Source organism: Asticcacaulis sp. AC402, from assembly GCF_000495835.1.
Taxonomy (GTDB): Bacteria; Pseudomonadota; Alphaproteobacteria; order Caulobacterales; family Caulobacteraceae; genus Asticcacaulis.
The window spans coordinates 1-13,682 of record NZ_AWGC01000029.1; the positions used below are offsets into that span (position 1 = coordinate 1).

Annotated in this window: 9 protein-coding genes and 2 pseudogenes; 3 read left to right on the forward strand and 8 right to left on the reverse strand. The window is 55.7% G+C overall.

Annotated features, from left to right (window positions below):
* Nucleotides 1–89 precede the first annotated feature (89 nt).
* Both ABAC402_RS39405 and ABAC402_RS35570 read left to right on the forward strand, forming a co-directional pair.
* On the forward strand, nt 90–932 hold the full coding sequence (locus ABAC402_RS39405) for a DUF4253 domain-containing protein (RefSeq protein ID WP_023450653.1): 843 nt from the start codon (nt 90–92) through the stop codon (nt 930–932).
* 112 nt (nt 933–1,044) lie between these two features.
* Nucleotides 1,045–1,332: pseudogene (locus ABAC402_RS35570) on the forward strand (peptide chain release factor-like protein); the annotation flags it as partial.
* 237 nt (nt 1,333–1,569) lie between these two features.
* On the opposite strand, the gene ABAC402_RS35575 reads toward ABAC402_RS35570, so the two are convergent.
* The 8 genes and pseudogenes from ABAC402_RS35575 to ABAC402_RS35610 all read right to left on the reverse strand — a co-directional run bounded on the left by ABAC402_RS35575 (nt 1,570) and on the right by ABAC402_RS35610 (nt 12,273).
* Nucleotides 1,570–2,757 carry a hypothetical protein gene (locus ABAC402_RS35575; protein ID WP_023450655.1) on the reverse strand — a complete coding sequence of 396 codons (1,188 nt, stop codon included), beginning with the start codon at nt 2,755–2,757 and terminating at the stop codon, nt 1,570–1,572.
* A gap of 114 nt (nt 2,758–2,871) precedes the next feature.
* The gene (locus ABAC402_RS35580; protein WP_023450656.1) at nt 2,872–6,957 is read right to left on the reverse strand and encodes a CHAT domain-containing protein; all 4,086 of its coding nucleotides are present in this window, start codon (nt 6,955–6,957) and stop codon (nt 2,872–2,874) included.
* 151 nt (nt 6,958–7,108) lie between these two features.
* The gene (locus tag ABAC402_RS39410) at nt 7,109–8,185 is read right to left on the reverse strand and encodes an AAA family ATPase (protein ID WP_023450657.1); all 1,077 of its coding nucleotides are present in this window, start codon (nt 8,183–8,185) and stop codon (nt 7,109–7,111) included.
* A 40-nt stretch (nt 8,186–8,225) separates the two neighbouring features.
* A complete protein-coding gene (locus ABAC402_RS35590; protein WP_155847450.1) occupies nt 8,226–8,993 on the reverse strand; it encodes a hypothetical protein in 768 nt (255 codons plus the stop codon).
* Nucleotides 8,994–9,080: 87 nt separating this feature from the next.
* A complete protein-coding gene (locus tag ABAC402_RS35595) occupies nt 9,081–9,779 on the reverse strand; it encodes a hypothetical protein (RefSeq protein WP_023450659.1) in 699 nt (232 codons plus the stop codon).
* 863 nt (nt 9,780–10,642) lie between these two features.
* A pseudogene (locus ABAC402_RS35600) lies at nt 10,643–10,938 on the reverse strand (ATP-binding protein); the annotation flags it as partial.
* Nucleotides 10,939–11,082: 144 nt separating this feature from the next.
* Entirely contained in the window at nt 11,083–11,619 is a 537-nt protein-coding gene (locus ABAC402_RS35605; protein WP_082180027.1) for a YfbM family protein, read from the reverse strand.
* A 147-nt stretch (nt 11,620–11,766) separates the two neighbouring features.
* Entirely contained in the window at nt 11,767–12,273 is a 507-nt protein-coding gene (locus tag ABAC402_RS35610) for a hypothetical protein (RefSeq protein WP_023450662.1), read from the reverse strand.
* Nucleotides 12,274–12,391: 118 nt separating this feature from the next.
* Between ABAC402_RS35610 and ABAC402_RS35615 the strand changes: the two genes are divergently transcribed.
* A complete protein-coding gene (locus tag ABAC402_RS35615) occupies nt 12,392–13,111 on the forward strand; it encodes an SOS response-associated peptidase (RefSeq protein ID WP_052025360.1) in 720 nt (239 codons plus the stop codon).
* Nucleotides 13,112–13,682: the final 571 nt, after the last annotated feature.

Below are 13,682 nucleotides of genomic sequence, written 5' to 3' on the forward strand. Positions count from 1 at the left end.
GAGTCTGATCCCATTTTTCTTTAACAGTCCCGCCTGGTTCACATGGCCGGGGGTATGTGCTTGAATGGCGCCTCACTTCAGGGGGCCGTATGATCGATTTTACCAAACGTTGGTTGATGAGCGCGATGAGCGCGCTGGGCTTTGTCAGCGCCAACCCGGCCGCCGCACAGCTTGATACATCCTCGTTTGCCGAGGAGCTAAAAGACTTCCCCTATGAGTTTATCACCGTCGACGGCGCCATGGCGGAGGCTGAATGGTTGCGATTGACTACGGCCGGGCGAGGCTGGCCTGTGGTCGTCGGTGGCGATGACAACCTTCGCATCATGGCCGAGGTCTTCGCTTTCAACAGCGAAGACCCCAATCACACACCCGCTGCTATTCTTAAAGCTGCCGAAGCGATCAAATTTCCGGAAGATCTGAAGGCCTGGCATGACGCTTACGATTTGAGTGTCATGGAAAAAGACTTTGTCGGCGAATGGCCGACGGACCTGGAACCATACGATCTGGGGATAAGCGTCGCGACCGACATTGCTGACTGTCTTGGTGGGATTGCTGGAAACGAATTAACCGGGAAATTCCTGCCAAAGGTCCATATCGTCCTGGTGCCCACTGACAAGAGCTGGGAAACTCCCGCCTATCTGAAATGGGGCGGGGGGAACGAATGTCCGCCTGCGGAATATCACGTAGCCAGGCTCAAGTTGTGGCATGAGAACTTCGGCGCCGATGTGGCCGGCATGAGCGGCGATGTGCTCAATTTGCGTGTCAGGAAACCCGTGCAGGAAAAGGCCGAAGCTATAGCCGTGGCTAAGGAACAGTTTCTCTATTGTTCGGACATCGTCTTGCAGGGGACCAACGATATCGCAACGTTGGCAGCAACATTGGTGGGGCAGAGGTACTGGTACTTCTGGTGGAATTACGCGCCTGGTGATTGATCGCAAGGCCAAGTCATTGGTCAATCACTCTGGTCCCTTTTTCGCCAAGCATCGCAACTGGTTCGTGGGTATGGTCCTGGCGCATTCGCCCGAAAGCGATGTCGCGTTTTCGACTACGCGGGCCAGTGGACCGGGCGGACAGTATGTCAACAAGACGGACAGCGCGGTACGGGCGGTCCACCGGCCGACCGGGTTTGTGGCGACGGCCCAGGAACAGCGCTCCCAGCACGCCAACCGCAAGCTGGCGACGTTGAAGCTGGCCCTGCTCCTCGAAGAGCGTAGTCTGGAGGCGGGTGCGCATGCCCGGCGTGACCAATGGTCGGTTCAGCAAAGCCTGGAACGCGGTAATCCGGTGCGCACCTATACCGGGCCGTTGTTCAAGCTGAAGGTGGCTAAGTGATGTGATTGGCTGTCGCGGGGCAGGGAAACCTGACCCGCGACAGAAGGCATTCAGCAAAAAGATTGGGTATTTCGTATCGTGTCGCGGAAATTCTATGCACGTAAGTCACAATAGGTGATACGACTTACGTGTAAGACAATTCCTTGACTTTGCCCTAGTCACGGTGTCCGAAACCTGCTCCCTGATAATGATTGGGTGCGACAACGCCTGGCTGAACGGGCGGGATTTCAATTCCAGTCAGGCAGGCAGAGCCTGATAAAACGGCAGCCTGAAACCATAAGCATCCCCTATTTTTTCTTCATTTTCGAACCAAACGGCAAATTTATCGAGCATTTCGCTGGAGAGCAGGCCAGTTTCCAGACTAGTGGTGTAATCTGTCTTTCCGAGGTTCGGCCTCTCTTTTGCCATACGATATAGATCACGGGTGGAAGGATTGAGCCGGTCGATAAATTCGCCGTCGAGGTAGTCTTCATTTACATCTTCACCCAATGGCCTGGTCATTGATCGGAACAGCTCTGGATGGGAACTTAAGGGGACCCGGTGGACAAACGCCAGCAGATCTAGAAACCGATCATGAAGATTGGCGTCGGGATAAAGTTCCGGAAGATCGAGGCGGCCGCTCACATCGAGTTTGCAGGACAGCCGCTCACGTTTTTCAAGCCCTGACGTGGGATTGTTTGTGCCTTCCCGGGGCAAGATAGACGAGACTTTCGCGTCCGGATTTGGCTCCAGCATATCCTCTAGTAACAGCGTGCACTCCCAGCCCGACCAATCGACGCCTTCTGGCGAGGCTATACGAAGATTGACATCGTGAATGCCCAGCAGGACATGGGGCGCACCTGTCGGAAGCGGTTGCCGGCAGGGGCGATTTTTCTGACTTCCAGGTGCTGCGCGACCAAGGCGAGTTAGACTTGGTGCTGGAAATATCGTTCGGGTCGTGCTGGTGTTAATCTCCTGACGAATGTCGGCCGGTGAACGTGGAAAGCGTGATGCTACGGTTTCAAATTCGATTAGCTGTGTCCGCTTCAAACGACCGCGCAGACGGCTCCATGGACGGCTATCTGCCGGCCTAAGCGGCAGATCTTGTTCAATCTCGGTCTCAAATAATTTCTTTTTGGCTAACAACTGGGCATCGAAAGCCTCCCCGCTAAGTTCGAAGACTTTGCGATCAACGCCGAAGATCGCATATAGCAGTTGAGCCCGGCCTACACCGGCGACTAGGGTCGATTCATGCCCGTCGGTGATGCTATCAATTTTGCCTGTGCATCGGCGCGTAACCCATGCGCGGTCGACATTAAGCAGCTCCGCTAGACGCGCTTGATTTTCGACGACAATCTTTCGCTTACCGATTGTCTGAAATACAGGCCGTCGTTCGAACGCGAATTTGCACAATTCGGAAAATGCATGGCTAAACGTCACGGGCATAATGGTTTCCTTCTGTCATTTGGCGGGTAGACAGCAAAGTGAAGGATAGCCTTGGGATCGTATTGCTTCGGGTGTTGCAAAAAGATGCACGAGTCTTTCTTGTGAGGGGCGCCATCATGCACATGTTGCTTTGAAGGCCGCCCAGTCGATAAGTGAGAAAGCAGACTGTGTCTCGTCAGCGCCCAAAGCGACCGAGACAGAACGTTTCGGGCGTGCACCAAGTCGGACATCAGCACTCGCCGCAGGTCCCTGCAGAACTTGGTCTAGAAATGCCGCTTGGGTCGCAGAAACCACAGAAACATTGTCGTGTCGGGCGGAATTTAGGCGAAAAACCACCTCATCTCGAAACGCCGTCGCGAGATCGGCGCCTTGCGTTTGGCGTGCATAGAGGGCTGGAATGAATTGCGCTGCAGATCTGTCAAGGATCGAGTACAGGGCAGACAAGACCGATTGCGCGCCCAGTTGAATAAAAGCACCGACCAAACCCAAAGATTCACTGGCAAGGTCGCCGCTATCAGAACGCCCGGATTGGCAACTGGCGAGACACACCTGGCACAGGTGCGCGATAGGTTGAAGCCGCAGGATATCGGCGACACTGACGACAGAAGATCGTCCTTCAGCATCGACAAATCTAAGTCCTGACTGCTCGAGGGAATCGGCATTGTACTGCGCATGGGTGCTGATATGCAGAGCCCCATATTCGGCTCGCCAGCTCGCCAGTTGATCAAGGAACCACGCACGGGTCGCCTGAGACCTGGCGACAACCACAAGTTCATCCCCCAGAATCTGACGAAGTTCCGGAAGTTCGATGTCCAATGAGGACGGCAGATCCACGGGCGTTTGCGTATCGGCTTGAGGCGCAAAAATGCCAAGAACCTTGGATTTACCGGCTCGCGTGCCTTGCTGCTGCCGACGCATGCGAACAAGCGCGGCCAGGCCAGGCGCGAACCTGATCACGCGATCCTCGATGACATAGCGTAGGGCGCCTGCCTCTTGACGTGCCGCGGTGTGCAGTGGAATGGAATCCAGCGGGCCTTGAACGACGAAGGTTATCGGCGCGTCTTCTGGAAGGCCGGTCGCGGAAAGTCGCTCGGCCACCGGCCCGACGAACGCGTCCCAATAGCCCAGCGCCTGCTGTTTTAGCCGCGTGTCAAAGGCAAGAATTCCTACAGAGCCCCCTGACGCCCCCTCATCTTCTATACTGCGGAGAAAATCCTGTTCGGCCTCCCGAACATCTTTGCTCCACCGTTCTATCTGCCCGCCATCAAGCGTGATAAGTTCAACCGACGAAATACCGATGTCGGCCCCTGCCAGCAAAACGATGGTGCCGAAGGTCGTGGTCACGGGGATCACCAAGGCGCCACCCTCAGGTGCTAGTGAGACAATTTCAGCCGCCGTCGGAATGCTGCCGGTCAGCGAGATCCCGGCAACACCTACCTCAGCTTCTAGCGCCTCCCAGGTTTCATTCAATGCCTTGCGGAGCGCCGCCTCGTTTTTCTTGTTGAACGACGATTGGATCCCATCCGGCGCCGCTTCGAGCTTGCCCCTTAGACTATCCATTGTCGTTCTCAGCCGGATTATCTCCTGGCGTGTCGACTCACCTACTCGCGGATCGGAGACGAGATGCTCGGTATCATAGGCTTCACGCAAAAGGATGTTGCTAGTCTTTGCCAGGTATTCAAGTGAGGCAGAAGGATTACCGAACCTAGCAAGAGCGAAAGCCGCGAGCTGGCCTAAAAGTCCAATATTTTTTATCGTCTCTCTTTTACCTGCCGACGTCCGTGCTTGATGAATGTCCATTTTCCGGCTATCGAGACCGGTATCAAGCACCTCAGCTGCTTGCTGGAATCGCTCTACCCGCATCAGCCGTACGGCGTGATCACGTAATAGTTCCACGTCTTCAGAATCGATTCGACTGACGCGCGGCGTCGCCTGCCATGCCGTATAGGCCTCTTCACTAGCCTGCAGGGCGCGTACGACATCGCCCCGATCATCATAGACCAAGGCCAGGGCCGAGCGCGATGTCATGATCAAACTTGTCCATGCCGGGTCTTCCATAACCGATACTCCTGCTGACACCGCCATAAACCGACTGTAAGCGGACAACCGTTCATCGATTTCAGAGCAAATGCCGATAATCTCATCACCACCAATATCGCCAGACGAAAATTCGGACGCACGGTGCAGTAACAATGGAGCTAGTCGCTTCCAGCCTTCGAGACTACGTTCGTCCCGGTAATTTTGGACGAGAGTGCGCCTAACAGCAATGGCACGATCTATGTCATCCCTGGCTAGGTCTGTGTAGGCAACACCACGCACCCCCCAAAGCGCCGAGCGGTTCACATAGGCCTGGGCCAGGTCATCGCGCCAATCGACCATAGATTCTATTTTGAGCCCATCTGATGACAATATGTCGATGGCCCGTTCAGCATAGGCGTGTGCAAATTCAAAATCATGCTCGGTGGCTTGGGCAGCGTATGGGGCAATAAGCTGCAGGCAGCATCTGGCAATCATATGCATTGTCTCTCCGTGGCGGCTGGCGTCATTGGGATCCACAAGGGTCAAAACCCGTTCATGATACATCAGCCCGCGTTCATAGGCTTCAATGCGCCGGCTCCAGGTTTCATCAGAGTCCATACAACGCAAGCTTCCAAGGTTCATCCACAGGGAAGCCTGGCTTTTTAAGGTCTCCAAACTATTGCCATCGTCACTTTGATCCACCAATTCAATGGCAGTCTCGACTTTCGCCTTGATCGGTTTCAGGGGATACCCAAACCGCATTTCAGCGAACGCCAAGCCCTTAAGAATATGCTGGCGATCGGTGAAGTCGGTCGGCGGCGTCAGTGCCATAGCCGCTTCATAGTCCGCAATGGATCGCTTCGCGTCAGCCAAGGATTGGGCGCGGATGGTACCCATTTGGGCATCTGCCCTGCAGATGTACAAACGCCTGAGTTCGTCTTCAGCACCCGGCACGTCGCATAAGAGATCGATTGCCCGACTAAGGTCGGCAATGGCGGCCTGGTCATAGCAAGCGATTTCCCGTCGGCCGGCAAAACGCCGACTGTACGCGCTGGAGATGATCCGGCGCCAAGTTGGACTATCCAGAAGATCCGGACGATCAGACGTCAGCTGCTCAGTAATTCTAATCTCTTCGTCATTGTCCTCCAGTGCTAGGAACATCACGGGTTCGTGTAACCGCCGCAAGTTGGCCCGTTCCTGATGGAGTTGGGCAAGGAGCGTCCAGAAGTTAAACCCGGCATCGAATTGTGAATCAGTAAGTTCGCTGCGGCAAATGCCAATGGCATAGTCGAGGTGAATTATGCCTGACTTCACATCCTCACCGAGACATTCGCCGATGGCGCGGGCAGCAATGAGTCGTATGACGGCATGCGTAGTCCCTGACGGGCCAAATAGCTCAGAAAGTTCGCCAAGGCTGGCGCGTGCACTTGCCACTGCCGCATCAGGTTGTCCTTCCTCCAACATAAAATCGGCAACGGCGGCATGCATCGAAACAGCCGACGCGTGGTCTCCAAGAGCTGAGAAATAGTCGGCAATATGTTGTCCTACTGGGACCTGCGGATCGTCCACAGGGTTGCCAATGGAAACACGCGGGGGTGCTCCCGCCCGCTCAACCCTCGCAGCAATCTCTGCAAATTCGTCGTGGTCTTCATTTTCCCCGTCGATCATATTCTCGATAATCGCGCGGATATTGTCGGGGGTGCTCTCGTCGCCGCTCACCTGATAAAGCCAGCCCAGCAATACCTCACTCAGCGCCTGTGTCCCATCGTCAAGGGTGATGGCACCCAGGGACTGCCATTTTTCTGCAGCGCGTTTAACGAGAGCATGCGCCATTACATAGATAAATGCTGGCGGCAGCAGGAAGCCCTTCTCCAGGCCTTCACTTTCTAGGGCTGCAAGCCCTTCAACTTTGGCCGCGGCATTTTCCTGCCAACCGTAAAGCCTGACACAGGCTGCAAACCCCGCAAGGCTGCTCAGCCAGTCACCATAGGCTGACGACTCAGCGCCCAGCACAGAATGGAGAAATTCCGAAAACGCCTCCAGTCCGCCAGGTCTGAACAGGATCTCGTGCTTTCCCGCCGCAGCAACCTTGTCGGGGACAGACTGCGCGCTCAGGATGGCCTGAGCGACTCTCATCAAATCATTCCTAGAGGTCAGTGCCGGTTGATCAGATTGGGTCATTGGGTTTTCCGAATAATGGCAAATCAATTGTCAAAGAGGTTTACGGTTACATTTACACACCGGATGAAGATCCGGCACAACGCCTAGCGCGCGTCAGGCGCATACTTATAAATGCAATTTTAAGTAGAAAAATTTCAACGCTCTCGAACACCTAAGTCACCGGCATAGGCGTAGGTCGAGGTTGGGGCCGACGGCGTGGGTTGGCAACGGCACGGCGCTTGATCTCCACCTCGAACTCAGACCGGATATCGCGAAGGCTGTCGCCCCTGAGAAGAGCTTTCTCAACGCGTAATTGCAGGATATCGTCAATCGCCGGGATTTTGGTCAGAGATAGACCATAGCGGCGTGCCATGTCCTGGCGAAAGCCTTTGAGAACAGCGTAGAGGCTCTCTACTCCGGGACGTGCAATCTCGTAGACGGAAAGACGACTTACCAGCGGCTCGGGGAGCTTTTCTATCTGATTGGCCGTAAAAATCCACGTGACATGCGAACAATCAATATGGATCTGTGTAAAGGCATCGTAATAATGAGACGAACTTTCGGCTTCCGTAAATGGCAAAAGGGCAAGTCGCACGTCTCCGTTCCAGTCGCTGGACCCAGCCTTGTCAATTTCATCAAAGACAATCGCCGGATTAGCCCGCCGGCTGCGGGCGATAGCCCGAACGGCGAGGCTGGCGTCAGCCGAACGAAAACCTGCCGGTTGCCCGACAATCTCAATCGCCGAACTCATCCCCGCAGCAGAATGAAACATCGCCTTTTCCGAGAGAACGCCGGCCAAGCGATTTGCGGCCCAAGTTTTGCCGGCGCCGCTCGCACCCCACAGGAGGATGTGTCTCGGGGGTGCCATTTGGACACCCTTGCGCTTCATGAACCTTAGATCGATTTCCAGATCGTCAAGGACCGCGGCGAGATTTGGCGCTTGATCACGCAGATCAGCGACCGCCTTCAACTCGGGTGGTGGCGAGACAGCTAGCGGAGCTTCCAGCACCTTGTAGGCGCGCAGTCTGCCACTGACGTCAGTATCCTGGCTACTATTATTTATAATCTCTGTCGTGACCCTATGACGGAGTGCTTTAGTCTTGTCCTGAGCGCTGACACTCCCATTGCCACGATTGGCAGGACCAAGATGCCCACGGCATTCCGCCGCCAACTCACCCACGCCTGCAATCACAACTCCCTTCACACGAGGCCATTTTGCGCGAGCGTCTTCTCTTTCAATGTCGTCCATCTTTGACTCCTTTTGCGTTTTCGACTCTAGGTTGAGTTAGTCACACCAGCACCCTGATACCGCGGACATACATTTCCTGGCGGTTCGTACCTATGCCTTCCAATTCGCCGTCATCATCCATTTCGACTTGGCCTGATTTGCGCAGAATAAACGAGGCTCTAAAAAGTTTGCGGCCGTAGGCAACCAGGGCTTTCGCTGTCCAAAGTGGGACGGAATCACAACCGGTATTGCCAACTTCTTCGCGGGACAAATCTAAGGTGAAATCAAGATTATCAATTCCCGAGGCAGCGCCGCCACGCCTCTTGATCAACCCAGGCAGGTCCCCGTGATCGGTCGTGACGAAAAAGGTGCCTTCATCACCCTGAAGAGCGCGACAAAAAAACGTCAGGTACTCCCTGGCCTGGGTCTTTGAATCCAGGCACGGCGGCCGACGCAGATGGGTCAGACTCAGGGGGGCCGCCTCCCCCGTCAGATGTATGAGCCGGCCACCTATTGCCAGCAAATCAATCACCCCGACCCCGCCATCAGAACGCACGACTTCACAGTCAATGAGAATGCCAGCCGCATAGAAACTTGGAGCGATTGCCCGGATTTGCTTTAACTTATAGGCCTCACCAGCATACGCCAGTGTGTTCGCCAGATTTTGTACCGCGCAGTAGGTATCCGGGTCCTCGTTCGGCGACACCAGCCACCAATTACCCGACACCAACAACGACGGCCGCAATGGCCGTTTTGCCCTTAAGATTCGGGGGGGGGCGGCCTGTTTGGTTGCCTCATCAACTGATGAAGAAATCGCTTGTAAAGTCATGATACTATCTCCTTTATCCAGACTATCCCTATGCTTTCGAGTGCCAAACACTACGCTGCCGCGTTGCGCGGATTGCATACAGAGGCATCAGGCCTGATCGAATGGGTAGTTGTCGTTGGCGGGCAAAAAGCCCAGGTGAGATCTAAGGGGCAGCGTTTTTCCGGTGGCTGATGAACGAACGTCAATCCCATCAATAGCTGACTTCAGCAGGGTGACCTGATAATCAGCCACATATTCAGCCATCTGGAACAGATGAAGTTGCCTGAAGCGCTCGGCGCTAATGCCAAGCTTGGCAATTAACTGTGAACTGGGCCGCCGGCGCTGAAATCCACACGCGATCAAATTGCGTGATGACGGCTGGTTGCGACGATCCACAAGAGCAATAGCGGGATTTGAAACACCGCGATGCAATTCCCACGCGAGACCTACCCGGTTCAACAGGCGCTGTAGGCCGAAATGGGGAAAAGCTGAACATTGCCCGCCGAACTCTCTTACGCGCTCATCATCGTGATTAAAGATAGCCGACACAGCCAGAAGGCGGCCGCTGGCACCGGCACGGATAAAAAAGACATCGCGTCGACCCAGAGTGCTTGTAAGAACCGGCAAGCCGCGATCTTTGATCATACCGGCGCCGTACTGGCGATAAAACGCTTGCATCTCTGCCGCGATCGCTTCGTTGTCTTGGCCTGTCGCCTGCTCAATAACGAGGCTATCGATGGCATCAACATCCGCTGCTTTGGCGTTGTCATAAGGAAAGTGGATTGATTGAGTGTAAGCTGTTTGCATTTTAATTCTCCATGTCTGACGGAGATAAGTCTGCCTAAAGGGCACCGATCACTCAATTCGACACCGTTGCGCGATGTTGCGCAACGGTGTCGAAAATTGTTCGCCTTCAAAACGCCGGGTGCTTCTCGGTAAGAAACCTTGGGATGCGGACGGAAAGTTAGGCGACGAGGCTGAAGGCTTCGGGTTTCTTGTCCAGCGGATTACGCGGGCCGAATGCATCAACGCAAACGGCAGACGTTGGTGACCCGTTGAATGATTTCCAGCTAAGCAGGTCGGAATGTTATAGAAAATTTGACCTCGCGGATTTCCGTCAGCAGTTAGTTGGAAACCGCGCTCACTTGAATCGTGCTGCTTTGCCTATAAGACCAAATCGGGGGCACAGGCTTCCGCTACAATTTTGCGACCGCATAGACGACATTTGGAATGGGGCTATTCGAAGCGAAAACTTCCATGTTTTAAGGCTGTGTCAATTTGGGCATAAATTATTGAAAAATAAAACTTATTTAACATTATAAAAACGTGCTATGTGAAAGGAATGTGAAAATTTCACGTACCAAAATGCCCAGAAATCCAAACGGATTCAGACCAAAAAGACGGCGAACGCCCCGCATCTGCCGAACGGCCACACTTTTGAGGCGAACGCTTCCCCCAGGTCGGGAAAACTGGAGATATGAGTGTCAACCGGCGTCGAAAAAGGACCCCTTATCGTCGCGGAAAAGGGACCCTCTTTGTGCGTGCATTGAGCGGCGAGAAGCGGAGCCCTTCTGACGCGCAGCGCATCGCCGCGTTCATTTGAACTGGGTGTCGTTGTTCTACCCGGAGGGGGGGGGGCTGGGGGGAGGTTGAACAGTTTGTGGATAACTTCAGGTGCGGTGTCGCAGGCGCCAGCTGTCGTTCCCGGTCTCGATGATGTCGCAGTGATGTGTGAGCCGGTCGAGCAAGGCCGTGGTCATCTTGGGATCGCCGAAGACGGTCGGCCACTCGGCCACTCGGCGAAGGTCAGGTTGGTCGTGATGATGATCGAGGTCTTTTCGTAGAGCCGGCTGATCAGATGGAACAAAAGTTGCCCGCCGGCTTGCGGGAACGGCAGGTATCTCAGTTCGTCGAGAACGACGAGATCGAGCCTGGCCAGCTGATCGGCGATGTTGCCGGCCTTGCCGAGGCATGACAGAAGCACGGCTGATCAACGCTTGCGCCTCGCGGCTTTCGTCCTGGCGCGCGGCGAGCGTCGGCCTACCGAGCACGCTTTCCAGACTTCTGGGGAATAGTGCTCCTGTTGTTGTCACTAAATTTCTACAGCTTGCTACTGATCAGCCGTGAAAAGAACAAACCGCCCTTCCGCCGCAGCACGCAGATATAGAACCCGAACGTGCTGGAACCATTCCCAGGTATATGTGAAATCCTCATCTCCGATTTCGCCTTCATAACTCGCAGCATCAATGCGCTCATATGCCTGGCGGAAATCCGCGATCGTCAGATGCTCAATCGCGGAGGCAACGGCCCTGACCTGTTCCGGTGTCTTCAGGCTCATGATGTAGTCATCCGCGGAATACAAAGGCGTACCGGCGAGCACGGTGTGGTTAAGTGGAAACGTGCCTTCATCCGATGTAAGCTCTCCGTCGGAAAGCGTTCGATGCATGGCGTCCCAGGATTTGTCGCTTTGGGCAATGTATTCCGCTGGCCCTGCGAAATATCTCTCCTCCAGTTCCTCTTGCAAGAACGCCAGACGCTCCTGTTCGCCACTTATGCCTTGCAATGCAGCGACGTCGTCCGCCGTCAAAGCGAAATGGACCCCCAGACAACTCATATCAATCCCCCAGTTTGGTGCGTTAGCCGACATTCCCCGTTGAACGTCCGATTGACGCTACGTTAACGTAAAGGTAGCGCACCATAAGGGCGTTGTGAAGCCGAGACAGCAAAAGGTCAGAGACGATAAACCCTCGCCGCGCGAGTTGCGCCGCGCATTGCAGCCACTCGCGTGGCCGCGTCACGGCCTCTCCCTCTCAATCGTAACCCGCCCTTTACACGTCAACCGCCGGCACACCGACGCGTCCTCGATCTGCTGGACGGTCCGGGTGCCATAGCGGGCTTCTTCGACCAGGCGGCGGACCTGATGGACTACGGATAACCCACAAGCCAGGCAGGTGCCGCGCAGCTTGTCATACGGCTTCATATCGAACAGGCGGACCTGCGTTTTCCACGGCTGGTCCCGGCTTTCCAGGGCGCGGACAATGTCGGCGAAGGCGCCGTCGTCCCTCATCTTCATGCGGCGTTCTTTGGCGTGGCCCTTGGTTTCGCTCTCGCCATGCCAGACATCAATGACCTTGGGCGCGTGGGGCTGTAGCGACTGGCCATAGGCGTCGTAGCGATAGCCGCCGATGTGGAACAGGTTCGGATCCTTGCGGTCCTGCAAGGCTTTGCAATAGGTGTCGCGCCGCCCGGTGAAATCCCGCACCCCTTCCAGGTCGACAAAGAAACCGTCTTTGATCAGCATGTCACCCTCCCAGGGCTGGTTCCCGCGCACTGTGGCAAGAATGTTCTTATTTTGTTCTCATTGCCGCGAAAGAGTCAAGCGGGTAGCGTCGCAGGCTGTGGATGCCGGAGCCGCGACCATGTGCAATCTGTACAGTCAAACCACCAACGCCCAGGCGATTATCGACTTCGTAAAGGCCTGGAAGGCGGTTCGTGACCGGGCCGGGAACCAGTTTCCGATCTCCGGGATTTTCCCGAACTATGACGCGCCGGTGCTGCGCGTGGTCGAGGACGAGCTGGAGCTGGTCATGGCCAAGTGGGGCATGCCATCGCCGCCGTTTGCCCTTCAGGGCAAGAAGTCCGACATCGGCGTGACCAATGTGCGCAACACCAGGTCGCCGCATTGGCGCCGCTGGCTGGGGGTCGAAAGCCGCTGTCTGGTGCCGGTGACGTCGTTTGCCGAGCCGGATCAGGTGTCGGGTTCCAAGATCAATCACTGGTTCGCTTTCAATGAGGCGCGGCCATTGTTCTTCTTCGCCGGGGTGTGGACAAAGACGACGCGGCAGGTGCGCGTGTCCGGCGATCCGGTATCGGGCGACTTCTATGCCTTCCTGACGACGGAGCCCAACGCTGAGGTCGGCGCGGTGCATGACAAGGCGATGCCGGTGATCCTGACGACGCTGGACGAATGCCAGGCGTGGATGACGCTCCCATGGGCGCAGGCGCAAGACTTGCAACGGCCTTTGCCCGATGGCGCTTTGCAGGTCGTGGCGACGGGGACCAAGCGCGACGGCCCCGGCGAGGCGACGCAGGCAGAGCCCGGGCTACCAGGCGGCGATGTCCAGGGGACGCTGATGTAATCGCGAAGTTCGTGTCGGTTCGTGTCGCCGCAAAGCGGCGGGTTCGTGGTGTTCGTGTTCAGGTCTTGCGGCCGGCCTTAGGCCTGGCTTGCTCGTGCGTTCCTTGCGCTTGCCAGGATATGTCCTGGCTACGCTCACCCACGAACGAAGAAGAACGCGGGGTGGCATAACTCCACCCCGCGATGATCCTGACGCATATTTCCTGAAATTCTCGAAGATGCCGGGCGGCTGCCCGGCGTGAAAAATCGATCAATTCAAGTGTCGGCTAAATTCGTGTACAAAAAATACATTTAATACATTGGAACTCTGAGGTCTCGGCCAGCGTCTGACATCAAGGCGATTGTCAGTCCGTTGATCGGGAGCCTCAGCTGCCGGGGATAACCCGTAGTGCGCACCGTGATGACTGTCAGCTCCATATGCGGGGTGATGGCGCCATCTGGCGAGCCTCCACCCAGGCCGCAGCATACCCATCCAGCGCCGGCAAGTGATACGGTCTTTGACATTGTGAGTCAAAACATCTTCCCGAGTTAAGCCACAACTGGGGAAGACTGAGCGCAGCGGCGGCCAACTG

Coding starts and splice junctions, on each gene's coding strand:
- ABAC402_RS35590 (WP_155847450.1), bottom strand. CDS start 8,993: ATGACTTTACAAGCGATTTCTTCATCAGTTGATGAGGCAACCAAACAG.
- ABAC402_RS35580 (WP_023450656.1), bottom strand. CDS start 6,957: ATGACCCAATCTGATCAACCGGCACTGACCTCTAGGAATGATTTGATG.
- ABAC402_RS35575 (WP_023450655.1), bottom strand. CDS start 2,757: ATGCCCGTGACGTTTAGCCATGCATTTTCCGAATTGTGCAAATTCGCG.
- ABAC402_RS39405 (WP_023450653.1), top strand. CDS start 90: ATGATCGATTTTACCAAACGTTGGTTGATGAGCGCGATGAGCGCGCTG.
- ABAC402_RS35610 (WP_023450662.1), bottom strand. CDS start 12,273: ATGCTGATCAAAGACGGTTTCTTTGTCGACCTGGAAGGGGTGCGGGAT.
- ABAC402_RS35595 (WP_023450659.1), bottom strand. CDS start 9,779: ATGCAAACAGCTTACACTCAATCAATCCACTTTCCTTATGACAACGCC.
- ABAC402_RS39410 (WP_023450657.1), bottom strand. CDS start 8,185: ATGGACGACATTGAAAGAGAAGACGCTCGCGCAAAATGGCCTCGTGTG.
- ABAC402_RS35615 (WP_052025360.1), top strand. CDS start 12,392: ATGTGCAATCTGTACAGTCAAACCACCAACGCCCAGGCGATTATCGAC.
- ABAC402_RS35605 (WP_082180027.1), bottom strand. CDS start 11,619: ATGTCGGCTAACGCACCAAACTGGGGGATTGATATGAGTTGTCTGGGG.